The sequence below is a fragment of the Pseudomonas sp. RA_35y_Pfl2_P32 genome, assembly GCF_963970735.1.
GTDB lineage: Bacteria > Pseudomonadota > Gammaproteobacteria > Pseudomonadales > Pseudomonadaceae > Aquipseudomonas.
Window position 1 is genome coordinate 40,863 of sequence record NZ_CAXAQF010000010.1, and the last position, 24,806, is coordinate 65,668.

At 61.6% G+C, this 24,806-nt stretch carries 18 protein-coding genes; 13 read left to right on the forward strand and 5 right to left on the reverse strand.

Features of this window, described 5'->3' with window-relative positions:
* Nucleotides 1-3: 3 nt before the first annotated feature.
* The 4 genes from AACY45_RS11835 to AACY45_RS11850 all read right to left on the reverse strand — a co-directional run bounded on the left by AACY45_RS11835 (nt 4) and on the right by AACY45_RS11850 (nt 3,720).
* Nucleotides 4-246: a MoaD/ThiS family protein gene (locus tag AACY45_RS11835; RefSeq protein WP_339545633.1), complete on the reverse strand. Its 243-nt coding sequence runs from the start codon at nt 244-246 to the stop codon at nt 4-6.
* On the reverse strand, nt 243-716 hold the full coding sequence (gene moaC, locus AACY45_RS11840) for a cyclic pyranopterin monophosphate synthase MoaC (protein WP_339545635.1): 474 nt from the start codon (nt 714-716) through the stop codon (nt 243-245). The genes AACY45_RS11835 and moaC overlap by 4 nt, the downstream gene beginning before the upstream one ends.
* A 138-nt stretch (nt 717-854) precedes the next feature.
* A complete protein-coding gene (locus tag AACY45_RS11845; protein WP_166588673.1) occupies nt 855-2,249 on the reverse strand; it encodes a PhoH family protein in 1,395 nt (464 codons plus the stop codon).
* Nucleotides 2,250-2,595: 346 nt separating this feature from the next.
* Nucleotides 2,596-3,720 (reverse strand): polysaccharide deacetylase family protein, encoded by a 1,125-nt coding sequence (locus AACY45_RS11850; RefSeq protein WP_339545636.1) that lies wholly within the window; start codon nt 3,718-3,720, stop codon nt 2,596-2,598.
* Between the two features lie 156 nt (nt 3,721-3,876).
* Between AACY45_RS11850 and yaaA the strand changes: the two genes are divergently transcribed.
* From yaaA to AACY45_RS11915, 13 genes are all read left to right on the forward strand, one after another.
* On the forward strand, nt 3,877-4,656 hold the full coding sequence (gene yaaA / locus AACY45_RS11855) for a peroxide stress protein YaaA (protein WP_339545637.1): 780 nt from the start codon (nt 3,877-3,879) through the stop codon (nt 4,654-4,656).
* 810 nt (nt 4,657-5,466) lie between these two features.
* Nucleotides 5,467-6,783: a nucleotide sugar dehydrogenase gene (locus tag AACY45_RS11860; RefSeq protein ID WP_339545638.1), complete on the forward strand. Its 1,317-nt coding sequence runs from the start codon at nt 5,467-5,469 to the stop codon at nt 6,781-6,783.
* Between the two features lie 77 nt (nt 6,784-6,860).
* A complete protein-coding gene (gene alg8 / locus AACY45_RS11865; protein WP_445261180.1) occupies nt 6,861-8,342 on the forward strand; it encodes a mannuronan synthase in 1,482 nt (493 codons plus the stop codon).
* 35 nt (nt 8,343-8,377) lie between these two features.
* Nucleotides 8,378-9,547, forward strand: coding sequence for an alginate biosynthesis protein Alg44 (locus AACY45_RS11870; RefSeq protein ID WP_339545640.1), 1,170 nt, complete (start codon nt 8,378-8,380; stop codon nt 9,545-9,547).
* 9 nt (nt 9,548-9,556) lie between these two features.
* Nucleotides 9,557-11,098, forward strand: a complete 1,542-nt coding sequence (algK, locus tag AACY45_RS11875) for an alginate biosynthesis TPR repeat lipoprotein AlgK (RefSeq protein ID WP_339545641.1) — start codon at nt 9,557-9,559, stop codon at nt 11,096-11,098.
* On the forward strand, nt 11,095-12,582 hold the full coding sequence (locus AACY45_RS11880; RefSeq protein WP_339545642.1) for an alginate export family protein: 1,488 nt from the start codon (nt 11,095-11,097) through the stop codon (nt 12,580-12,582). The genes algK and AACY45_RS11880 overlap by 4 nt, the downstream gene beginning before the upstream one ends.
* A 26-nt stretch (nt 12,583-12,608) precedes the next feature.
* Complete coding sequence (algG, locus tag AACY45_RS11885) at nt 12,609-14,189, forward strand: mannuronan 5-epimerase AlgG (protein WP_339545643.1); 1,581 nt, start codon at nt 12,609-12,611, stop codon at nt 14,187-14,189.
* Between the two features lie 11 nt (nt 14,190-14,200).
* Nucleotides 14,201-15,649, forward strand: coding sequence for an alginate O-acetyltransferase (locus AACY45_RS11890; RefSeq protein WP_339545644.1), 1,449 nt, complete (start codon nt 14,201-14,203; stop codon nt 15,647-15,649).
* An 8-nt stretch (nt 15,650-15,657) separates the two neighbouring features.
* Nucleotides 15,658-16,779 carry a mannuronate-specific alginate lyase gene (locus tag AACY45_RS11895; RefSeq protein WP_339545645.1) on the forward strand — a complete coding sequence of 374 codons (1,122 nt, stop codon included), beginning with the start codon at nt 15,658-15,660 and terminating at the stop codon, nt 16,777-16,779.
* A 193-nt stretch (nt 16,780-16,972) separates the two neighbouring features.
* Nucleotides 16,973-18,451, forward strand: a complete 1,479-nt coding sequence (locus tag AACY45_RS11900; protein ID WP_339545646.1) for an MBOAT family O-acyltransferase — start codon at nt 16,973-16,975, stop codon at nt 18,449-18,451.
* A gap of 11 nt (nt 18,452-18,462) precedes the next feature.
* Nucleotides 18,463-19,638: an alginate O-acetyltransferase gene (locus AACY45_RS11905; RefSeq protein WP_339545647.1), complete on the forward strand. Its 1,176-nt coding sequence runs from the start codon at nt 18,463-18,465 to the stop codon at nt 19,636-19,638.
* 15 nt (nt 19,639-19,653) lie between these two features.
* Complete coding sequence (locus AACY45_RS11910; RefSeq protein ID WP_339545648.1) at nt 19,654-20,307, forward strand: alginate O-acetyltransferase AlgF; 654 nt, start codon at nt 19,654-19,656, stop codon at nt 20,305-20,307.
* 211 nt (nt 20,308-20,518) lie between these two features.
* The gene (locus tag AACY45_RS11915; protein WP_339545649.1) at nt 20,519-21,970 is read left to right on the forward strand and encodes a mannose-1-phosphate guanylyltransferase/mannose-6-phosphate isomerase; all 1,452 of its coding nucleotides are present in this window, start codon (nt 20,519-20,521) and stop codon (nt 21,968-21,970) included.
* A gap of 94 nt (nt 21,971-22,064) precedes the next feature.
* On the opposite strand, the gene AACY45_RS11920 is transcribed toward AACY45_RS11915, so the two are convergent.
* Nucleotides 22,065-24,803: an RHS repeat-associated core domain-containing protein gene (locus AACY45_RS11920; protein WP_339545650.1), complete on the reverse strand. Its 2,739-nt coding sequence runs from the start codon at nt 24,801-24,803 to the stop codon at nt 22,065-22,067.
* Between the last annotated feature and the right edge of the window lie 3 nt (nt 24,804-24,806).

A 24,806-nucleotide genomic window follows, 5' to 3' on the forward strand; every position in this document is an offset into this window, starting at 1 on the left:
GGCTCAGCCTCCGGTCACAGTGGGGAAAAAAGCCACTTCATCGCCGTCGCCGACCGGTTCATCCAGTTGGCACAGCTCTTCGTTACGCGCGCACATCAGGTTCTGCTCGCCCAGGACCTCGGCGCCGTCACGTTGCACCAGCAGGGCCCGGACATCGTCGACCGTGGCGAAGTCGCCCTCGACCTTTACCGAATCCACCCCCAGTGCTTCGCGGTAACGGGCAAAAAACTTCACCGTGAGGTTCATTGCCCGGCCACCTGATAGTGCCCGCTCTTGCCGCCCAGCTTCTCCAGCAGGCGCACACTTTCAATGACCATGCCCCGGTCCACGGCCTTGCACATGTCATAGAGGGTCAGGGCGGCGATGCTGGCGGCGGTCAGGGCCTCCATTTCCACCCCGGTCTGCCCGGCCAGCTTGCACCGCGCGGTAATGCGTACGGCATCGGCACCCTCGGCACTGAGTTCGACCTTGACCCCGGTCAGCATCAGCGGGTGGCACAAGGGGATCAGGTCGGAGGTTTTTTTCGCTGCCTGGATCCCGGCAATGCGGGCCACGGCGAACACATCCCCCTTGGGATGGCCACCGCTGACAATCATTTGCAGGGTTTCGGGAAGCATGCGCACCAGCGCTTCGGCCGTGGCCTCACGGGACGTCACGGCTTTTTCGGTGACGTCGACCATATTGGCGCGACCTTGGGAATCGAGATGAGTCAGCACGGGGTTACTCCTGATCAGGAGCACCGATTGTAAACCCGCGGGTCAATTTTTCGCACGCAGGATTATTGGATCAGCCCACCAAGGTATTGGCCACAAACAAACACGGGCGGTACAGGCCGCCCGTGTTTGCCGAGTAAGTTACAGATGGGATTCGGCGTATTCGGCCAGAATCGAACGTGGCACCCCTTGCAGGGTGATGTGCACACCGTTGGGGAAGTCCTTGAAGCGTTCGGTCAGGTACGTCAGCCCGGAGCTGGTCGCGGACAGGTAAGGGGTATCGATCTGCGCCAGGTTACCCAGGCACACCACTTTGGAACCGGCGCCGGCACGGGTGATGATGGTTTTCATCTGGTGCGGCGTGAGGTTCTGGCATTCATCGATCAGGATCAGGCTCTGCTGGAAGCTGCGACCCCGAATGTAGTTGAGGGATTTGAACTGCAAAGGCACTTTGCTGAGGATGTAGTCGACGCTGCCATGGGTGCTTTCGTCATCCATGTGCAAGGCTTCGAGGTTGTCGGTGATGGCGCCGAGCCAAGGCTCCATTTTTTCCGCTTCGGTACCCGGCAGGAAGCCGATTTCCTGGTCCAGCCCCTGCACGCTGCGGGTGGCGATAATGCGCCGGTAACGCTTGCTGACCATGGTCTGCTCGATGGCCGCGGCCAAGGCCAGGATGGTTTTACCGGAGCCTGCAGCGCCCGACAGGTTGACCAGGTGAATGTCCGGGTCCAGCAGGGCGTACAGCGCCAGGCTCTGGTAGATGTCGCGCGGTTTCAGGCCCCAGGCTTCCTGGTGCAACAGGGGCTCCTGATGCAGGTCGAGGATTAGCAGCTTGTCGACCTGGATTTCCTTGATCCAGCCGACAAACCCCTGCTCGTCGATGATGAATTCGTTGATGTGCACCGCCGGCAGGTTGTCGATCAATTGCACCTGGTGCCAGGTGCGGCCATGGTCCTGACGGGTCTCGACCTTGCTCACCCGGTCCCAGAAGGAGCCGGTCATGGTGTGATAGCCGTTGGGCAGCAAGGACACGTCATCAACCAGTTGGTCGGTGCTGTAGTCCTCTGCAGCGATCCCGCAGGCCCGGGCCTTGAGGCGCATGTTGATGTCTTTGGTGACCAGCACCACGGGCAGTTCCGGTTCACGCGCGTGCAGGTCGATCAACTGGTTGATGATGATGTTGTCGTTCAGGTGCTCGGGCAGAACGATGTTCGGTTCGGCGCGCTTGCTCATCAGAATCGACAGCAGCCCCTTGGGCCCGCTTTTTCCGCGCTGGATCGGCACACCCAGTTCAACGTCTTCGGGAGAGGCATCGCCCAGGGTCTTGTCGATCAGGCGGATGGCCTGGCGGCATTCGGCGGCGACGCTGTGATGGCCACTCTTGAGCTTGTCCAGCTCTTCAAGGACGGTCATCGGGATGGCCACGTGGTGCTCTTCAAAGTTGAGCAGCGCGTTGGGATCGTGAATCAATACGTTGGTATCGAGTACATAAAGGATTGGCTGGTTGGAGGAAGAACTACGTCCGTGATCATCCATACTCGGTCACCTTTGTGGGAGCCATTCGACGCAATACCGTGACAGTGCTGCGCCTCGAAGTGGCCACCGAATTCACTGACCGTGCGCCTACGGCACGACTCAAGTGAATTGCACACAAGGGGTCTTGGAAGACGCCACCTGTGTTGCAGGTTTCGGCGGTCTGTCTTCGTAATACTCCAAAACCCGTGACAGAAAAAAGCACTTTGATGCTTTTTTGAAGTTTATTTTTTTACCCGATAAATACCGCTTGGCGCATCGCCCCGGCACCGTTAAAGTCGGAAGTCCGCCTGCATCGAAATGCCCCTCAAAATCGGCCAGAAACCAATGATTCCGGGCTTTTGCCTTTTCAGCGAAAAGCCTGCCGACACGCCTCCCAACCGATCCCGCTTTGCACCGTTTGCGCCAACAGCCAGGGCAGCGCCGTTTTCACCCCATCCTGCCGAGTGTTGAAATTGATCACCCCGTGGCGCCACAGCAGCATCAGGGTCAAGACCCGCTGCGCACTCTGCTCCCCCGTCAGTTGCCGGGTGCTGTCGGCCGGATCGATGTCCCACAGCGCCACCTGCAACCCCTGAGCCTCGAAAAATCCCGCGGCATCGGCCCGCCGTTGTCCGTTGGGTGGGCGAAACAGCGGCACGTAGTTGTCCGGCAGCCGGTTCTTCACCAACTCGACGCTGCGCGTCACCGAGTACTGCCAGTCCTGCCAATGGCTGTGGGAACGGAACTGCCACCCCTGGACCCCGACGCACTGGCGCGCGTAAAGCTGTTGCAACTGGGTCACCGACTGTTGCGCCAGGCGGCTCTGGATATCGCTGCCCAAGACAAAGAACACCCCGGACAGATTGGCCTTGCGCAGGTACTCGGTCACCCACGCCGTATGATCCGGCACCCGATTGGCGCCGCTGTCGAAACTCAGGACAAACAGCCGGTCATGCAGGGACTCGCCATTGCGCTCGTAATCGCCAAACAGCTCGACTTCGCTGCTCGTCTGGGGCAACAGCGCGGCCTTGCGCAACTGTTCGTCCAGGTAGCGCTGGTGAAACGCCCGGCTCGGCTCGGCCCAGCGGGTGTAATAGGACTCCGGCCCGAGTTCGAACTTGGCGGCCTGCTGGCGCAACGTCTCGCGGTCCTCGACCAGGAAACAGAAGGAGGCATCCTGGTCGCAGCTTTGCTCGGCGAAGCCGTAGTTGACCAGCAGGCGTGACCACATCCGTTCGCGCAGGGTATTGATCGCCTCGAGATTGATCATGCGCAAGCCCAGGCGCTGCTTCAGGGCCGCCTCGTCGAGCCCTTCACTGTCGAGCAAGGCCCGAGAGAACGCGAGGACCTCCGCCCGCGAGGCGACATCGAACAGGGTCGGGCTGGTCAGTTGCTCAGGCCAGGTGCTGCGATCCAGGGTGGCCGGTGCAGTGGGCGCGGCAATCACGCCCGCACTGAACAGCCAGGCACCAAACAGTAAAGCGATACGCAAAGGGATGTCTCCGTTACAAAACCCGCGCGGACTATAGCCCATCTGCACGTTGCCTCCCCCGATCTCACGCACACCGCCTGGCGCCTATCGCTCCGATAGCTGGAGTCAAACCGCCCAACCCCCTAGAATCCCCGCACGATTAAAGGAGACGACTTCATGCTGATGGTGATTTCCCCCGCCAAGACCCTCGATTACGAAACACCGCCGGCCACCCAGCGCTTCACCCAGCCGCAGTACCTCGATCATTCCCAAGAGTTGATCCAGCAGTTGCGCGAGCTGAGCCCGGCGCAGATCAGCGAACTGATGCACGTTTCCGACAAGATCGGCGGCCTCAATGCCGCGCGCTTTGGCAGCTGGACCCCGGCGTTCACCCCGCAGAACGCCAAGCAGGCGCTGCTGGCCTTCAAAGGCGACGTCTACACCGGGATGAACGCCCAGACCTTCAGCGAAGCCGATTTCGACTATGCCCAGCAGCACCTGCGCATGCTCTCGGGCCTGTACGGCCTGCTGCGCCCGCTGGACCTGATGCAGCCGTACCGCCTGGAGATGGGTACCAAGCTGGCCAACGCCCGGGGCAAGGACCTGTACGCCTTCTGGGGCACGCAGATCAGTGAGTGGCTGAACGAAGCCCTGGCCGAGCAAGGCGACGACGTGCTGCTCAACCTGGCCTCCAACGAGTACTTCTCGGCGGTCAAGCGCAACGCCCTCAACGCCCGGATCATCAACACCGAGTTCAAGGACCTGAAGAACGGCCAGTATAAGATCATCAGCTTCTACGCGAAAAAGGCCCGCGGCATGATGAGCCGCTTTGTGATCCAGGAGCGTATCAACGACCCCGCCAAGCTCAAGCAATTTGACCTGCAGGGTTACCGCTATAGCGCCGAACAATCGAAACCGGACAACCTGGTGTTCCTGCGCGACCACGCCGAGGAATAACGCCCCCTCCTGGCGCACGGCCTGACCAACGGTACGTGCGCCGCCGTCCCCCCCTCTCCCCCGCTGCGCGCCATCACGCCCTCCTTGTGGCGCCGAAAAACCCTCCGCCATTTGCGCTAACGTTAATTTCACTCGACAGGGGTGATTTTTTTCACTAGTGGCACCGGTTTATTAACCCGGTAGTGGCATAAAACTATCCAGGCCAATTAACGCCCCATTAATAAAGGGCCAAACGGCAAGTGCTATCAATATGCGAGCAGTGCCATCTTTGCCAATATTTCAAGAAATTTCAGAGTTCGGGATGAACGGCCATGAACTATCTGAAAATACGCCGCTCATACCACCGGTAACGATTATCCCCGCAGCGGCAGGCGATAACTTACATCCAGTGCCAAGCCATTAACCAAGTTGTCACATTAAACTTGGCAGGCCGCACCACTGAACCGGGATAACAGTGAACGACAGGAGACTCCCTCACCTCACTATTGCCCAAAGGCCAAGGCTGCGCCCCTGGAAGCGTGTTCATAGAGACACCTAAGTGGTTGAGATCAATGATATTTGTTGATCATCAAGACCACCCTACTGAGGCACCATGGCTTCCCCAAGGAAGTCCTGCCGCTTATCAGGGCGAGCCAACATAATCAGGCCAAGTTACGCACAACTTGAGTGCACTTACTTAGACACTCGTCATTCAGCATGCCAATAGAAGGCAGTGCGGTGTTCGCCCGCCGCACTGCCGCGTTAATTACGACCGCTAAATACTTTTAACTTCGGCCATTTAATGGCGTGATAAACACAGAGGTAAATGCGATGCGCATCAGCATATTTGGTTTGGGTTACGTCGGTGCAGTCTGTGCCGGCTGCCTGTCTGCACGGGGCCATGACGTCGTCGGCGTCGATGTCGCCAAAGACAAGATCGATATGATCAATGCCGGTCGTTCGCCGATCGTTGAGCCGGGCCTGGGCGAACTGCTCGCACAAGGCATCCAGACCGGTCGCCTGCGGGGTACCACCAACTTCGCCGAGGCCATTCGCGACACCGACCTGTCGATGATCTGCGTCGGTACGCCGAGCAAGAAGAACGGCGACCTGGAACTCAACTACATCGAGGCGGTGTGCCGCGAGATTGGTTTTGTCCTGCGTGACAAGACCACCCGCCACACCATCGTGGTGCGCAGCACCGTCTTGCCGGGCACCGTGGCCAACGTGGTGATCCCGATTCTCGAAGACTGCTCGGGCAAGAAGGCCGGGGTCGACTTCGGCGTCGCGGTCAACCCTGAGTTCCTGCGTGAAAGCACCGCGATCAAGGACTACGACCAACCGCCGATGACCGTGATCGGCGAATTCGACACCGCTTCGGGTGACGTTCTGCAATCGCTGTACGAAGAACTCGACGCGCCGATCATCCGCAAGGACATCGCCGTGGCCGAGATGATCAAGTACACCTGCAACGTCTGGCACGCCACCAAGGTCACCTTCGCCAACGAAATCGGCAACATCGCCAAGGCCGTCGGCGTCGATGGCCGCGAGGTGATGGACGTGGTCTGCCAGGACAAGACCCTCAACCTGTCCCAGTACTACATGCGCCCGGGCTTCGCCTTTGGCGGTTCCTGCCTGCCCAAGGACGTGCGTGCCCTGACCTACCGCGCCAGCTCCCTGGACGTCGAGGCACCGCTGCTCAACTCGCTGATGCGCAGTAACGAGTCCCAGGTGCAGAACGCCTTCGACATCGTCGAAAGCCACGACAAACGCAAAGTCGCCCTGCTCGGCCTGAGCTTCAAGGCCGGCACCGACGACCTGCGCGAAAGCCCGCTGGTGGACCTGGCAGAAATGCTCATCGGCAAGGGCTACGACCTGAGCATCTACGACAGCAACGTCGAGTACGCCCGGGTTCACGGCGCCAACCGCGACTACATCGAGTCGAAGATCCCCCACGTCTCGTCCCTGCTCAACTCCGACTTCGACTCGGTGATCGACACCTGCGACGTGATCATCCTCGGTAACCGCGACGAGAAGTTCCGCGCCCTGGCCCAGCACGCCCCCCACGGCAAACAGGTCATCGACCTGGTGGGCTTCATGTCCAAGGCCACCAGCGTGAGCGGTCGCACCGAAGGCATCTGCTGGTAAGCACCCTGTAGGAGCGGGCACCCGCTCCTACAGGTTTGTACGCCTGCGTTAACCCGAGATCTAGACGGATGCAGCTTATGCACAGGCTAAAGCACGGCCTACTCCAGGCCGCCGGTTGGCTATTGTTTTTATGTGTGTTGATGGGCCTCGCCTTGCTGTTGCCCGCGACCACCTTTGACGCCGAGTCCAAGGACTTTATTTTCCTGATTGGCGCCGTGGGCATCTGGCGCTATTCGATGGGGGCCACGCACTTTCTGCGCGGCATGCTGTTTCTCTACGTGGTCTACCCGCACCTGCGGCGCAAAGTGCGCAAGCTGGGCAGCGCGGCGGACCCGTCCCATGTATTCCTGATGGTCACCAGCTTTCGCATCGACGCGTTGACCACCGCCCAGGTGTACGGCTCGGTGATCCGCGAAGCCATCGACTGCGGCTTCCCGACCACCCTGGTCTGCTCGATCGTGGAAATGTCCGATGAGCTGCTGGTGAAAAGCCTGTGGGCAAAAATGAACCCGCCGGCTCACGTCAAACTCGACTTCGTGCGCATCCCCGGCACCGGCAAGCGCGACGGCCTGGCCTACGGCTTTCGCGCCATCTCCCGCCACCTGCCGGACAACCGCGCCGTGGTCGCCGTGATCGATGGCGACACCGTGCTCGCCGAAGGTGTCGTGCGCAAGACCGTGCCCTGGTTCCAACTGTTCGAAAACGTCGGCGGCCTGACCACCAACGAATTCTGTGAAGTGCGTGGCGGCTACATCATGAGCGAATGGCACAAGCTGCGTTTCGCCCAGCGCCACATCAACATGTGCTCCATGGCCCTGTCCAAGCGCGTGCTGACCATGACCGGGCGCATGTCGGTATTCCGCGCCACCGTGGTCACCAACCCGGACTTCATCGCCGACGTCGAAAGCGACTCGCTGCAACACTGGCGCCTGGGCCGCTTCAAGTTCCTCACCGGTGACGACAAGTCCAGCTGGTTCAGCCTGATGCGCCTGGGCTACGACACGTTCTACGTGCCCGATGCCGCCATCAACACCGTGGAACACCCGCCGGAAAAGAGCTTCATCAAGGCCAGTCGCAAGCTGATGTTCCGCTGGTACGGCAACAACCTGCGGCAGAACTCCCGGGCCCTGGGCCTGGGGATGAAACGCCTGGGCCTGTTCACCTCGGTGGTGCTGTTCGACCAGCGCGTGTCGATGTGGACCTCACTGCTGGGCCTGACCGTGGCGATCATCGCCAGCTTCAAGTACGGCACCGCCTTCATCCTGGTGTACCTGCTGTGGATCGGCATCACCCGGCTGCTCCTGACCCTGCTGCTGTCCTGCTCCGGTCACCGGATCGGCCCGGCCTACCCGGTGATTCTCTATTACAACCAGATCGTCGGCGCGCTGGTGAAGATCTACGTGTTCTTTCGCCTCGACCAGCAGTCCTGGACGCGCCAGCCCACTTCCCTGACCCGTGATCTCGCCAGCTTTCAACGTTGGTTCAACACCTGGTCGTCTCGGACCATGACCTTCTCCGCCGGCAGCATTTTCGTCGCCGTGCTGCTGATGATGGTCTGACCCGCCTTGCCTGAATTAACTAGGAAATCGCCCCTATGAATACCGCCGTGAACGTCAACGTAGTGCATGAATCCGAAGCCCAACGCCAACACGCCCGAGTCAAGATCCCGGCCAAGCTGCGCTTCTTCGGCCCGGACCGCACGCCCGTGGAGGCGCGCCTGATCGACCTCTCGGCCGGTGGCCTGAGCTTCAATGGCGGACAGATCCCGTTCAAGGTCGGTGAGGTGAAAAAGGGGCGGCTGCAGTTCCTGATCGACAACCTTGGCCTGGCCATGGACGTCGAACTGATGGTCCGCTCGTTCGACCGCCAGACCGGGCGCGTCGGCTGCCAGTTCCAGAACCTGGAACCCCAGGACATCTCGACCCTGCGCCACCTGATCACCTCGCACCTGTCCGGCGATATCGTGACCATGGGCGACGTGCTGGCGACCCTGCAGCGGGACAACTTCACCAAGGCGCGCAAGGTCAAGGACGGCGGCAGCGGCATGACTGCCTTCGGCCGCCTGCGTGCGGTGACCTTCAGCGCCGGGATCTTCGTCGTGGGTCTGGCGGCGTTCGGCTTCATCCTCAAGTCGGTGTACGGCATGTACTTCGTCAGCCACGCCCAGGCCGGACTGGTCAGCGTGCCGGGAATGAACGTCACCATGCCCCGCGACGGCACGGTGCAGAGCCTGGTGCAAACCGACGGCGTGGCCACCAAGGGCGCGCCCCTGGCGACCTTCAGCACCAGCATGCTCGACGTGCTCAAAGGCCATCTGGACGAAGACCAGTTGCAGCCGGCCAAGGTCGAGGAACTGTTCGGCAAGCAGATGACTGGCACCCTCACCTCCCCCTGCGACTGCACCGTGGCCCAACAGAGGGTTGCCGACGGCCAGTACGCCAGCAAGGGCGATGTGATCTTCCAGTTGGTACCGCGCAACAGCCAGGCCAACGTCGAGGCACGCTTCACCTATCGCCAGTTCGCCGACGTGCGCCCGGGCACCGCGGTGAACTTCCAGGTGGCCGGCGACGACGAGCTGCGCAGCGGCAAGATCGTCAGCAGCACCAGCCTCAACAGCGCCGACCTGTCGTCCGACATCCGCGTGCAGATCAAGCCTGACGCCCCCCTGGACAGCACCTTCGCCGGCCGCCCGGTGGAAGTCAGCAGCGACCGTGGTCCGTCCCTCAACTGGCTGATCGACAAAGCCATGGCCAAAGGTCTCTAAGCGGAGGACATGCCTGTGATCACGCCCCCATTCCAAAGAACACCGCAGCCTCTGTGGGAGCGAGCCATTGTGGGAGCGGGCTTGCCCGCGAAAGCAGCGCCTCGGTCCGCCAGGCACACCCAACCATGCCCATCGCGGGCAAGCCCGGCGCCCACAAAAGCCTGTTTCCACAAGGGTTATGCGTTCTGCGCACTGGCCTTGGCCATCGGCCTCAGTGGCTGCGCCGGCCTGCCCGACCAGCGCCTGGCCAATGAAGCGCTGAAACGTGGCGACACCGCACTGGCGCAACAGAACTACCAGCAACTGGCCGCGCTGGGTTACAGCGAAGCCCAGGTCGGCCTGGCCGACCTGCAGGTGGAAACCCGTGACCCGGCGCAGATCAAGGCCGCCGAAGCCACCTACCGTGCCGCCGCCCAGACCTCGCCGCGCGCCCAGGCACGCCTGGGGCGCCTGCTGGTGGCCAAGCCGGGCGCCAGCGAAGCCGAGCGGCACGAAGCCCAGGACCTGCTGAAAAAAGCCTTCGCCAACGGTGAGGGCAATACCCTGATCCCCCTGGCGATGCTGTACCTGCAATACCCCCACAGTTTTCCCAACGTCAATGCGCAACAGCAGATCAGCCAATGGCGCAGCGCCGGTTACCCACAAGCCGGCTTGGCCCAGGTGCTGCTGTACCGCACCCAGGGCACCTACGACCAGCACCTGGATGACGTCGAGCAAATCTGCAAAGCCGCGCTGGCCAGCACCGACATCTGCTACGTCGAATTGGCCACGGTCTATCAGAAACGTGCCCAACCCGAACAACAGGCCGAACTGCTCAAGCAACTGCAGGCCGGCTTCAGCCGCGGCACCGTGTCGGCTCAACGCATGGACAGCGTGGCGCGGGTCCTGGCGGATGCCAGCCTCGGCACCCCGGACGAAAAAACCGCCCAGGCCATGCTGGAGCAGATCGCCCCCGCCTACCCCGCCGCCTGGGTCAGCCTGGCCCAGTTGCTCTACGACTTCCCGGAACTGGGGGATGTCGACACGCTGATGGCGTACCTGGAAAACGGCCGCGCCGCCGACCAGCCACGGGCCGAACTGCTGTTGGGCAAGCTCTACTACGACGGCAAGTGGGTACCGGCCGACGCCAAGCAGGCTGAATCCCACTTCCAGAAAGCCGTGGGCCGGGAGGTCGCCGCCGACTACTACCTCGGCCAGATCTACCGCCGGGGCTACCTGGGCCAGGTCTATTCGCAAAAAGCCCTGGAGCACCTGCTGACCGCGGCGCGCAACGGCCAGAACAGTGCCGACTTCGCCATCGCCCAGCTGTTCTCCCAAGGCAAGGGCACCCAGCCCAACCTGCTCAACGCCTATGTCTTCAGCCAACTGGCCAAGGCCCAGAACACCCCGCAAGCCACTGAGCTGGCACAGACACTCGAAGCCCAATTGCCGCCCGCACAACGGGCTGAGGCGCAACGCCTGTTGCAACAGGAACAGGCGATCCGTGGCGCCGTCAGCCAGACCCCCTTGAACGTGCAGGCCCTGCAAGAAGATGGTGAGGAATCCCTATGAAGTTGAATCCCTTTGTAAAGGCTGGCATCGGCCTGAGCTTCGCCCTGCTGTGGTCCTGCCCGACCCTGGCGGCGATGACTGATACCCAGCACATGGGCCTGGACGTGAAGATCACCGGTCAATCCGAAGACGACCGCGACCTGGGCACCGCCCCTGGCGGCGACGTCAACGGCGTGGGCCTGGACCTGCGTCCGTGGGTCTACGGCGAAAGCGGCAACTGGAGCGCCTACGCCATGGGCCAGGCCGTGACCTCCACCGACATCATCGAGACCGACACCCTGCAGCAGTCCGACACCCAAGGCACCCAGGGCAGCACCGACGACGGTCGCAAGAGCAAGAAAAACTACCTGGCCATGCGCGAGTTCTGGGTCGGCTACGGCGGCCTCACCCCCTACCCCGGCGAGGTCCTCAAGTTCGGTCGCCAACGCCTGCGCAACGACGACGGGCAATGGCGCGACACCAACATCGAAGCGTTGAACTGGACCTTCGACACCACCCTGTTGAAAGCCAACGTCGGGGCCACCGAACGCTTCAGCGAATACCGCACCGACCTCACCGAACTGTCCCCCCAGGACAAGGACCGCCTGCATGTGTTCGGCGATGTCGCGACCCAATGGACGCCGGGGCAATGGGTCGGCCTACGCGCCCACCACAGCCATGACGACGGCAAGCTCGATTACGCGACACCGGGCGAAGCGAGCGATACCAGCGACAAAAAACAGAATGGCGACCTGAGCTGGGTCGGCCTGGAGGCCAACAGCGACGCTTACAACTGGCGCAATACCAACCCGGTCAACTACTGGGCCAGCGTCACCGGCATGTCGGGCGACCGCGACACGGTCAACCCGCTCAACGCCGATGGCAGCCGCCCGGCCGAGGCCAAGCGCAGTGGTGATGTCGATGGCTGGGCCACCGACCTGGGGGTGCGCCTGCGCCTGGATCCGAAGTGGCAGGTCGGTGCCGCCTACGCCCGTTCCAGCACCGACTACGAGCAGAACGGCCTGCAGAGCAACCGCTCCAACTACACCGGCACCCGCGCCCGGGTCCACCGTTTTGGCGAGGCCTTCCGTGGCGAAATGAACAATATGCAGAGCGCCACCCTGTTCGGTTCCTGGATGCTCCAGGACGACTACGACGCCAGCCTGGTCTACCACAAGTTCTGGCGTGTCGACGGCAACAAGCCGGTGGGCAGCAACGGCATCAATGCCGTGGACAACCACTACGACGACGTCACCGGCGCGCTGCTCTCGAGCACCTCGCTGCCACTGGAAGACGGCAACAAAGACCTCGGCCAGGAAGTCGACCTGGTGGTCACCAAGTACTTCAAGCAAGGCTTGCTGCCCGCCAGCCTGAGCAAGTCGATCGACGAACCGGCGGCACTGGTGCGCTTTCGTGGCGGCGTGTTCAAGCCCGGCGATGCCTACGGCAATCAGGTCGACTCGTACATGCACCGCGCATTCGTCGACGTGATCTGGCGCTTCTGATGCGAGCCGCCAAGGGAGTGCCCCGGATGAACAACCCCGCGATCAACCTGTTGGCCGCCGCCCTGCTGCTGGCGGGCAACGCAGCGTTCGCCAGCGTCGAGCCTGGTGCACCGGCGGGCAAAAACCCGCCGGCGACCGTGACCAAGGAGCTGCAACAGGCCAAGACCTACACCGTCAGCAGTGCGCCGACGGCGCCCCTGGAGCTGGCGGCGCCCACGCTGCCCGACCTGTCCGGCTACACCGCGCAAGCGGTGGAGGCCAAGATCGTGCGCAGCAAGGCCGGCAAGGTCAGCGTGCGGCGGATGATGCAGGAAGACGCGCTGAAGGACTTCATCGGCGGCGACAACAAGATGGCCGAATGGGTGGTGCGCCAACACGGCATCCCCCAGGCGATCTTCATCGACGACGGCTACCTCAACCTCAAGGACCTGAGTAAACAGCTGCCCAAACAGTACTTCAGCGAAACCTCACCCGGGGTGTTCCTGGCCCGCTTGCCGATCGTGGTCGGGGCCAAGGGCATCCTCGACATCGACAAGCAGACCCAAGAGCTGCGCCTGTCCGAGGAGGCCGGCTCGTTCCTGGTCAACGACGGCCAACTGTTCGTGCGCGACAGCAAAATCACCGGCTGGCGCGAGAAAACCAATGGCCCGGCCACCTTCCGCTCGCCCAAGGAATTCCGCCCGTTCCTGCTGGCCTGGGGCGGCACCCAGACCTACATCGTCAACAGCCAGATGGCCAGCTTCGGCTACGCCAACAGCAAGTCCTACGGGGTCAGTATTTCCCAGTACACGCCGAACATGGCCAAGGTGCTCAAGCGCTCTGAACCGACTGGCTGGATCGTCGACTCCGAGTTCTCGGACATGTGGTACGGCTTCTACTGCTATGAAACCCGCGACTTCGTGGTCAAGGGCAACACCTACAAAGACAACATCGTCTATGGCATCGACCCCCACGACCGTTCCCACGGGCTGATCATTGCCGACAACACCGTGCATGGCACCAAGAAGAAGCACGGCATCATCATTTCCCGGGAAGTCAACGACAGCTTCATCTTCAACAACCGCAGTTACGACAACACGCTGTCAGGCCTGGTGATCGACCGTAACAGCGTCAACAACCTGGTGGCCTACAACGAGATCTACCGCAACCACACCGACGGCATCACCCTCTATGAGAGTGGCGACAACCTGCTGTGGGGCAACAAGGTCATCAACAACCGGCGCCATGGCATTCGTATTCGTAACAGCGTGAACATCCGCCTCTACGAAAACATCGCCATGGCCAACGGCCTGACCGGGGTCTACGGCCACATCAAGGACCTCACCGACACCGACCGCGACATCAAGCTCGACCCGTTCGACGCCCAGGTCTCGCTGATCGTGGTCGGCGGTGAACTGGCCGCCAACGGCAGCGGGCCGCTGTCCATCGACTCGCCGCTGAGCGTCGAGCTGTACCGGGTGTCGATGCTCGCCCCGACCAAATCCAGTGGCATCAGCTTCTCGGGGATCCTCGGCGAACGCCAGGACGAAATCCTCGACCTGCTGGTGCGCCAGCAAAAAGCCGTGCTGATCGACCCCGTCGAACGCCAGACCGAAATGCGCGACTGAGGATGACACTCATGAAACCCCACCTGATCAAACTGCTCAGCCTCACCGGCCTGGCCGCTGCCCTGTTCACCCTCAGTGACGCGGCCAGCGCCGATGCCGCCAAGGCACCGAACTTCAGCGCCGAGCCATGCTGCAACCTGTGCCCCGCAGCCCATGACGCGAAGAACTACACCACCCGTTACCAGCAGAACTTCACCACCCTGGTGCAAGCCCAGGGCGACTGGCTGTTCCGTACCCAGGAAGACCTGCGCACCGAATTCACCACCACGCCGGCAGGCTTTCGCCGCCTCAAGCAACTGCGCGAAGCCTTCAAGAGCAAGGGCATTGAACTGGTGGTGGTCTACCAGCCGACCCGTGGCCTGGTAAACCGCAACAAGCTCAACCCCCAGGAGAAAGCCGCGTTCGATTACGACAAGGCGCTGAAAAACTACCAGGGCATGCTCGCGCGTTTTGCCCAGATGGGCTACGTGGTCCCGGACCTCTCGCCGCTGACCAACGAGGCGCTGCCCGAGACCCTGCCGGCCCATGATTTCTACTTCCGTGGCGACCAGCACTGGACCCCCTATGGCGCCCAACGCACGGCAAAAATCGTCGCCGAGAAGGTCAAACACCTGGCCGAATTCGCCGACATTCCCAAGCGCGAATTCGAGACCAAAAAGTCTGGGCGCATGGGCAAGACCGGCACCCTGCACAACATGGCCGGGCAACTGTGCGGCACCAGCTACGCCATCCAATACATGGACCAATTCACCACCGAGCCCAAGGGCGAGGCGGCGGACGGCGACCTGTTCAGCGATGCCGGCAACCCGCAGATCACCCTGGTCGGCACCAGCCACAGCGGCAAGAACTACAACTTCGCCGGCTTCCTGCAAGAGGCCATCGGCGCCGACATCCTCAACGTCGCCTTCCCCGGCGGCGGCCTGGAAGGTTCGATGCTGCAGTACCTGGGCAGCGAGGAGTTCCAGAAGACCCCGCCGAAAATCCTCATCTGGGAGTTCTCGCCGCTGTATCGCCTGGACCAGGAAACCATCTACCGCCAGATGATGGCCCTGCTCGATAACGGCTGCGAAGGCAAAGAGGCGCTGCTCGGCAGCCACTCGACCCTCAAGCCGGGCAAGAACGAGTTGATGGTCAACAGCCAGAACATGGACCTGCGCAACGGCAACCATCAGATCGATATCCGCTTCGCCGACCCCTCGGTGAAAACCCTGCAAGCCACCCTCTGGTACATGAACGGTCGCCACGAGGACATCAAGATCGACAAGCCGGAAACCTCCGACACCGATGGTCGTTTCGCCTTTGAACTGCGCACCGACGAAGACTGGGCCACGCAGAACCTGCTGGCCGTTGAAGTCCAGGGCCCGCAAGCGGGTGCTGCGCCACAGAAAGTCGAAGCAACAATCTGCAAACGCAACGTATTCCCGAGCGCTGGGCAACGTACCGCCCAGGCCGGGCAATGAGGTCTGCCATGCACAATCGAAAACTGCCCCGCCGTTTGGCGCCCGCCCTGCTCAGCCTGGCGCTGTTCGCCGGCGTCACACAGGCCGCCGCGCCGCTGCGTCCGCCCCAGGGCTATCTGGCCCCGGTGGAGAAATTCAAGACCGGCGACAGCAACAGCGACTGTGGCGCCACGCCGACGCCGTATACCGGCGCCCTGCAATTTCGCAGCAAATATGAAGGCTCCGACAAGGCCCGCTCGACCCTCAACGCGCAATCGGAAAAAGCCTTTCGCGACGCCACCGCCGACATCACCCGCATCGAACGGGACACCAGCAAACGGGTGATGCAGTTCATGCGCGACGGTCGCCCGCAGCAGCTCGAATGCACGCTCAACCAGTTGACCGCCTGGGCCACCGCCGACGCCTTGATGTCCAAGGACTTCAACCACACCGGCAAGTCGATGCGCAAATGGGCGCTGGGCAGCATGGCCTCGGCCTACATCCGCCTGAAGTTCTCCAGCTCCCAGCCGCTGGCGACTCACCAACAGCAAGCGCAGCAGATCGAGGCCTGGTTCGGCCGGATGGCCGACCAGGTCGTCAGCGACTGGGACAACCTGCCGCTGGACAAGACCAACAATCACTCGTACTGGGCCGCCTGGTCGGTGATGGCCACCGCCGTCGCGATCAATCGCCGCGACCTGTTCGACTGGTCCGTAAAGGAATTCAAGGTCGGCGCCAACCAGGTCGACGCCGAGGGTTTCCTGCCCAACGAACTCAAGCGCCAGCAACGGGCACTGGCCTACCACAACTACGCCTTGCCGCCGCTGGCCATGATCGCCAGCTTCGCCCAGGCCAACGGCGTCGACCTGCGCCAGGAAAACCTGGGCGCGCTCAAGCGCCTCGGTGAACGGGTACTCGCCGGGGTGAAAGACCCGGATGAATTCGAGGACAAGAACGGCAAGGAGCAGGACATGACCGACCTTGAGGTCGACTCGAAATTCGCCTGGCTCGAACCCTTCTGCAGCCTCTACACCTGCCCGACCGAAGTGCTGGAGCACAAGCACGAGATGCAACCGTTCAAGACCTTCCGCCTGGGGGGTGACCTGACCAAGGTCTACGACCCGAGCCATGAGAAGGGCAAAGGCTCTTAAGACAAACACGCAACCTTGTGGGAGCGGGCTTGCCCGCGATAGCGGTGTATCAGTCGACATCATTGGTGATGTGTCAGGGCGATATCGCGGGCAAGCCCGCTCCCACAGTGAAGATGTATGCCCTCCACATTTCGACGGGGGGTTTGGGGGGGCCGTTGGCCCTTGAATGTGAGTTCAACTAGGAGAGATCGGGATGGTGTTTTCATCCAACGTGTTCCTGTTTTTGTTCTTGCCGATCTTCCTCGGCTTGTACTACCTGAGCGGGCAACGCTATCGCAACCTGCTGCTGTTGATCGCCAGCTACGTGTTCTATGCCTGGTGGCGCGTGGACTTCCTCGCGCTGTTCGCCGCCGTCACGCTGTGGAACTACTGGATCGGCCTCAAGGTCGGTGCCGCCGGCGTGCGCACCAAGCCAGCCCAGCGCTGGCTGCTGCTGGGCGTGGGGGTGGACCTGTGCATCCTCGGCTACTTCAAGTACGCCAACTTCGGCGTCGACAGCATCAACGCCATGATGACCTCGGTGGGGCTGGAGCCGTTCATCCTGACCCACGTGCTGTTGCCGATCGGGATCTCGTTCTACATCTTCGAGTCCATCAGCTACATCATCGACGTCTACCGCGGCGACACCCCGGCCACCCGCAACCTGATCGACTTCGCGGCGTTCGTGGCGATCTTCCCGCACCTGATCGCCGGTCCCGTGCTGCGTTTTCGCGACCTGGCCGACCAGTTCAACCACCGCACCCACACCCTCGATAAATTCTCCGAGGGCTGCACGCGGTTCATGCAGGGCTTCATCAAGAAAGTGTTCATCGCCGACACCCTGGCGGTGGTCGCCGACCATTGTTTCGCCCTGCAGAACCCGACCACCGGCGACGCCTGGCTCGGCGCCCTGGCGTACACCGCGCAGCTGTACTTCGACTTCTCCGGCTACAGCGACATGGCCATCGGCCTGGGCTTGATGATGGGTTTCCGCTTCATGGAAAACTTCAAGCAGCCGTACATCAGCCAGTCGATCACCGAGTTCTGGCGGCGCTGGCACATCAGCCTGTCGACCTGGCTGCGCGACTACCTGTACATCACCCTGGGCGGCAATCGCAAAGGCACCCTGACCACCTACCGCAACCTGTTCCTGACCATGTTGCTTGGCGGGCTGTGGCATGGCGCCAACATCACCTACATCGTCTGGGGCGCGTGGCACGGCATGTGGCTGGCGATCGAAAAAGCCATCGGCCTGAACACCTCGCCGCACCGCTTCAACCCGATCCGCTGGGCCCTGACGTTCCTGCTGGTGGTGATGGGCTGGGTGATCTTCCGCGCCGAAAACCTGCACGTCGCCGGGCGCATGTACGGCGCCATGTTCAGCTTCAGTGACTGGTCGCTGTCGGAGCTCAACCGTGCCAGCCTCACCGGCCTGCAAGTGACAACCCTGGTGGTGGCCTACGCAACCCTGGCGTTCTTTGGCCTGCGGGATTTCTACCGCAACCGCCCTGCCGCCCCCCAAGGCACAGCGGCCAACCCGGCGCTCGGCGCTGACACCCTGGTGTTGGCCGGTGGCGCGGTCGCGGTGTGGCCACGCTATGCCATGCGCGCCCTGGTGCTGCTGCTGTTCCTCGCCTCCATCCTGAAACTCTCGGCGCAAAGCTTCTCGCCGTTCCTTTACTTCCAGTTCTGAGGGATCTGACCATGACCCGCTCATTACGCGTGTTCTACATCACCCTGTTCCTGGTGACCCTGATGGTCCTGGGCCTGTGGTCGGTACGCAGCTTCTTCGGCTTCAGCACCAACGCCGAGGCGACCGTGCTCAACGGTCGCTGGAGCAAAGCCGTGGAAACCCATTACGACGAGCAGTTTCCGATCAAGCGCCTGGGCACCAACCTGTGGGCCGCGCTGGACTTCAAGCTGTTCAACGAAGGCCGTCCGGGCGTGGTGCTCGGCCGCGACCAGTGGTTGTACAGCGATGAAGAGTTCAACCCGATCGTCAACGAAGAGCTGAACCTGCAAGGCAACTACGCGCTGGTCGAAGGCGTGCGCCAGACCCTCAAGGCGCGCGGCGTGCAACTGGTGATGGCGGTGGTGCCGGCCAAGGTGCGCCTGTACCCGGAACACCTGGGCGAGGTCAAACCGGCGAGCATCCACGCCGACCTCTACCAGGACTTCCACCAGCGCCTGGCGGCTGACCGGATCCCTGCACCTGATTTGCTCGGCCCCTTGCAAGCGGCCAAGCACGCCGGCAAGCAAGTGTTCCTGCGCACCGACACCCACTGGACCCCGGAGGGTGCCGAGGTCGCCGCCAACCGCCTGGCCAAGACCATTGCCGACAAGTTCCCGCTGAGCGGTGCCCCGCAAGACTTCGTCACCCAACCCGCGCAGAACGTCACGCACAAGGGCGACCTGCGCCTGTTCCTGCCGCTGGACCCGCTGTTCGAAAACCTGATGCCGGCGCAAGAACCGCTGCACAAGCGCACCACCGTTGCCGCTTCCGACCAGCCCGCCGGTGACGACGCTCTGTTCGCCAACACCGAAGTGCCCGTAGCGCTGATCGGCACCAGCTACAGCGCCAACCCCAACTGGAACTTCGTCGGTGCATTGCAGCAGGCCCTGCGCAGCGACGTGGTCAATTACGCCGAGGACGGCCACGGGCCGATCCTGCCGATGCTCAGTTACCTGAAAAGTGACGACTTCAAGAACAGCCCGCCCCAGGTGCTGATCTGGGAGTTCCCCGAACGTTATCTGCCCGTGAACAACGAAATCGGCGACGCCGACCCGCAGTGGGTCGCAGAACTCAAACAAGCCGGTGCGCGCCAACAGAACGTAGCCACAAACACTCAATCCGAGACGCCCGACCGGGCGCAAAACTAGAAAGAGGTAACTCCCATGACTTGCACTTCCACTCCTCGTCGTCTCGCCAAAACCTTCGCCCTCGTAGCCGGCATGAGCATGCTGTCGTTGTCGGCGTTCGCCGGTGATGCCGCCCTCTACGGCCCCGTCGCCCCAAAGGGCTCGAGCTTCGTGCGCATCTACAACGCCAGCAACGCCGAAGTCAGCGCCACGGTCGGCAGCACCAACTTGAGCGAAGTCGCACCACTGGCCAGCAGTGATTTCAGCTTCATGCCCGGCGGCGACTACAGCGCCAAGGTCGGCAGCCAGACCCTGCCAGTGAAGCTGGCCGCGGACCACTATTACACCCTGGTCAACAACGCCAGTGGCCAGCCGCAGTTGATCGAAGAACCGCCGTTCAAGAACAAGCAGAAGTCCCTGGTGCGGGTGCAGAACCTCACCGACAAGGCCTTGACCCTGAAGACCGCCGACGGCAAGACCGAAGTGGTCAAGACCGTCGCCGCCAAGGGCCGTGGCGAGCGGGAGATCAACCCGGTGAAAGTCAGCCTGGCGCTGTACGACGGCACGAAAAAAGTCGGCGACCTCAAGCCAATCGCCCTGGAACGCGGTGAAGCCGCGGTGCTGTACGTCACCGGCAACGGCAGCAGCCTGTCGCCAGTGTGGGTGAAACGCCCGGTGTCGACGCGCTGATGAATTCGTCCCGCTGACCCATTTCCCTGTGAGAGCGGGGTTGCCCGCGATGCAGACGACTCGGTGAGATAGATGCACCGGGTTGATGCCATCGCTGGCAAGCCAGCTCCCACAGGGACCGAGGTGTCAGCTGGGACACGGAACAAGAACAAGAGTGAAACGACACAGCGTTCGTCGCTCTAACCCAAAACGATTGTGCAGGAGTAACACCATGATTCCAGTGATCTTGTCAGGTGGTAGCGGTTCACGTCTCTGGCCGCTTTCGCGTAAACAGTTCCCCAAGCAATTCCTCGCCCTGACCGGTGAGCACACGCTGTTCCAGCAGACCCTCGAGCGCCTGGTGTTCGAGGGCATGGACACGCCCATCGTGGTCTGCAACAAGGACCACCGCTTCATCGTCAACGAGCAACTGAGCAACCGTAAGCTGGAAACCCAACGCATCCTGATGGAGCCCTTCGGGCGCAACACCGCACCGGCCGTGGCGCTGACGGCAATGATGCTGGTCAACGAAGGTCGCGATGAGCTAATGCTGGTGCTGCCGGCCGACCACGTGCTCGAAGACCAGAAGGCCCTGCAGCGCGCCCTGGCCCTGGCCACCGTGGCCGCCGAGCGTGGTGAGATGGTGCTGTTCGGCGTACCGGCCACCAAACCGGAAACCGGCTACGGCTACATCAAGTCCTGCAACGATGCGTTGCTGCCCGAAGGTGTCAGCCGGGTCTCGCACTTCGTCGAAAAACCTGACGTCAAGCGCGCCACCGAGTTCGTCCAGGCCGGGGGCTATTTCTGGAACAGCGGGATGTTCCTGTTCCGCGCCAGCCGCTTCCTCGAAGAACTGAAAAAGCACGACCCGGACATCTACGACACCTGCCTGCTGACCCTCGAACGCAGCGAACAGGATGCCGACACCCTGACCCTCGACGAGGCCACCTTCGCCTGCTGCCCGGACAACTCCATCGACTACGCGGTGATGGAAAAAACCCAGCGCGCCTGCGTGGTACCGCTGACCGCCGGCTGGAGCGATGTCGGTTGCTGGTCGTCGTTGTGGGATGTGCACGAGAAAGACAGCAACGGCAACGTCAGCAAGGGCGACGTGGTGATCCAGGACAGCCGCAACTGCATGATCCACGGCAACGGCAAACTGGTGTCGGTGATCGGCCTGGACAACATCGTCGTGGTCGAGACCAAGGACGCCATGATGATCGCCCACAAGGACAAGGTCCAAGGCGTCAAGCAGATGGTCAACACCCTCAACGAACAGGGCCGCAGCGAAACCCAGAACCACTGCGAGGTCTACCGGCCGTGGGGCTCCTATGACTCGGTGGACATGGGCGGGCGCTTCCAGGTCAAGCACATCTCGGTCAAGCCGGGGGCCTGCCTGTCGCTGCAAATGCACCACCACCGCGCCGAACACTGGATCGTGGTCAGCGGCACCGCCGAGGTGACCTGCGACGAGAACGTGTTCCTGCTGACCGAAAACCAGTCGACCTACATTCCGATTGCCTCGGTGCATCGCCTGCGCAACCCGGGCAAGATCCCGTTGGAGATTATCGAGGTGCAATCGGGCAGCTACCTGGGCGAGGACGACATCGAGCGGTTCGAGGATATCTACGGCCGCTCCACCCCGCTTGAGCGTGGGGTGTCAGTGAAGACTATCGCGCAGTAATCGGCCGATAAAAACGACGCCTTCACTCAGTTCACTGCGTTTCCTATCCGCAGTGAATTGAGTGAGGGACCTCTGCAGGTTGCTATCTGATCATCTATTTCTTGGGCAGCAACGTATTGCTGGACGCACTTTTTGGGGTATATCGACTCCACCCCGCCTGATCCGTACGCCAAGGTGCATCTACCAGCATCTGCTTTCTGTAAAACAAAACTTTATCTGCAAGCTTTTCACGATTTCTAAAAAGATAACGCAATTCCGACGACGTAGCGGACGCACGTGTTTTCATCACGACTTGCTCCATATCCAATTCGTCAAGGGTGAAATGAATCACATCAGTGCGCCCAGAATTCAGTATCGTTGACAGCCCCGCCTTACTCGCCCGACTAATAAGTTTATGGCCAAACTTATCATCGACATCGACATACTTCTCAAAGGTTTTTCGAACAGAGTAATGACCTTTGGAAAGATTATCTGCGTAACTTTCTGAAAACTGCTTGTTAGCGGCGGTCGATGTCCGCCCCTCGTAACGCGCTTTTATATTTTCGTAATACTTCTCCTCTTTCTTGAAGATCAATGCGTCGAACGATGAATATTGCCCTTGCCAGAACCGATCATTGATGCCTGTTTTTGCCACCCCAGAGTACAAAGCCAACCTCCTGGCCGAATCTCGGATTGAGCGATAGCTATGGCGCAACGGATCCAGGTCTTTCTCCAAGCGGGCGATATCATCTCCGCTTATATACTTCGCCAGATAATCACCACGACCAGTCAGCGCAGCCCGCCAACTCAAGTATCCCTGATCCAGGACCTTCGCCAAGCCAAAAATCAGATCCCCCTGTTCAGGTTTATAAAACTTACTAAAGTCACTTTGCCTTCCATCATCATCCTTATAACTGACTGGGTTGTTCTGGACTATGCAGTAAAAATTCAATCCATCTACTTCACCCGCCGGGTCCGGATTCAACCAACGCTGCCACCCCGCCAGGTAATACCTGAACCCATAATAATAAAGCCCCGTCGCATCCCGCTCCTTGCCCGAATAGCGCACGGTTTTATAACTCGCCTCCACCTCGCCTCTTCCGGCAAACCACGCCGTGGTGCCAAACGGGTGATACCGCTCCTGGCTGATCACCTCGCCGGCATCATCGAGCTCCAGCGTGCTGGAGCCCAGATGATCATTCAGGCTGTAACGGTACCGGTCATTGGCCGTGTCAGTGGGCGGTGCGGATGCCCAATGCAATACCCGCACACTGCTGCGTCCGGCCTGAACGTTGATCACCTGCAGCACTTCACCCGTACCGGTGTGGCTGCGCAGTTCCAGGTTCGGCAGGTAACGGGTTTCAGAGATCAGCGTGCGCGCATTGGTCTGCGCCGAGCGTATTTTGCGTACGCGCATGCCGTCGGCACCATAGACGTAACCCTCTCGGTCATTGACGCCTGTTTCACGCTCGACCGGGCACACCTCGCATAACTGATTGCGCGGGTCCCAGGTCAACAACTGCCCCGGCTGCAAGTTGAGCAGGTTGCCGTTGCCGTCGAACCCCTTGCGAAAATCGTCCTCCCCCGGTTCCACTCCCTCGCGCACGGGCAAGCAGCGGTTGCTGTGCGCCGCCGCGACCAGCTGATGCCCGTGCTTTTGCGAGCCTTGATGGACCAGTTCCAACAGATTGCCACCCTTATCGTAGCGATACCGCTGATGGTAGTTGGCGCAGGGGACGGGGTCGTCAGAGGCTGAAAATGGCGGACCTTTGTTTGGTCCGCCCGCCTCCCAACCGGTGGCCTCGATCAACTGGCCAAGGCTGTCGTACCAATACCAACTGATCGGCTCGATACGCTGGTTGGCGAAAAAACGAATCGGCAGCGCGGCGTCTTCGATACTCGATACGTTGCCCTTCGGATCGTAGACATAGCGCAGGTCTTGCAGAGCCTCAATGCCACGCTTGGCTTGCAGCCGAGTCAGGCGGCCGTCCTGCGCGTTGTACTCCAGCGTGGTCATTACGCCATTGCCGGCCACTTCTCGTTCGGCCTGGCCGTCGGCGTTGTACTGGAGGGTGTTGACCAGGGTGGTTGGCCGCTGGTCGTGCGCCAGTTGCAGCCGCACCTCGTCTAACTGACCGGCAACGGTCTGAGCGAAAAACTGGCGGTGACCTTTGGCATCGGTCTGCTCGATCACCTCGCCCTGCGCATTGTAGTGCGAGCGGGTGGTTGCCCCAGGGCCGGGCTCGAGCATTAGCTCACGTTCATCCACCGGTTCAGGCCACGTCGGCGTAACCAGCTCGCGCAGGAAGAACCGCGTCTGCTCGAGCACTCCACCGCTCAATCCGAACACGGCAAACAGCTGGCTGCCCGCCGGATCATCATGGCGAATCAAGCGCCCGCATTGATTACGCCGAGCAAACTCGGGTGCCGAGCCGGCATAGCTCATCCGCTCTACAACCTTGACCTCCCCCTCCAGAGCCCGATCATGCACCGCCAGCGGTCGCAGTTGCGGATCGAACTCGCTGCGCCAATGGCTCCCCCGACCATCCCAGTGCTCCAGCGGCTGCCCGGCCTCGCCGGACAAGCCCAGGCGCCACCCGGCATCGACACTGTCGGTGAGCAAGGCGGTCACTGAGAGGCTGTAGACCGTCGTCAGGTTCGCCCGTTGGCTCGGTGCCTGAAACCGCGGATCGCGCTGCGCCACCGCGCGGCCGGCGGCATCATGTTGCGCGCTGGTGATCCGCGCCTGCGGGCTGATCTGGCGGCTGTCGCCCCGCCAATAGGCGACCTGGCGCACCGACAAACCACGACTGTCGATGACTGTCAGGCCGGGCGTGTGCGTATCAACTCGCATGCC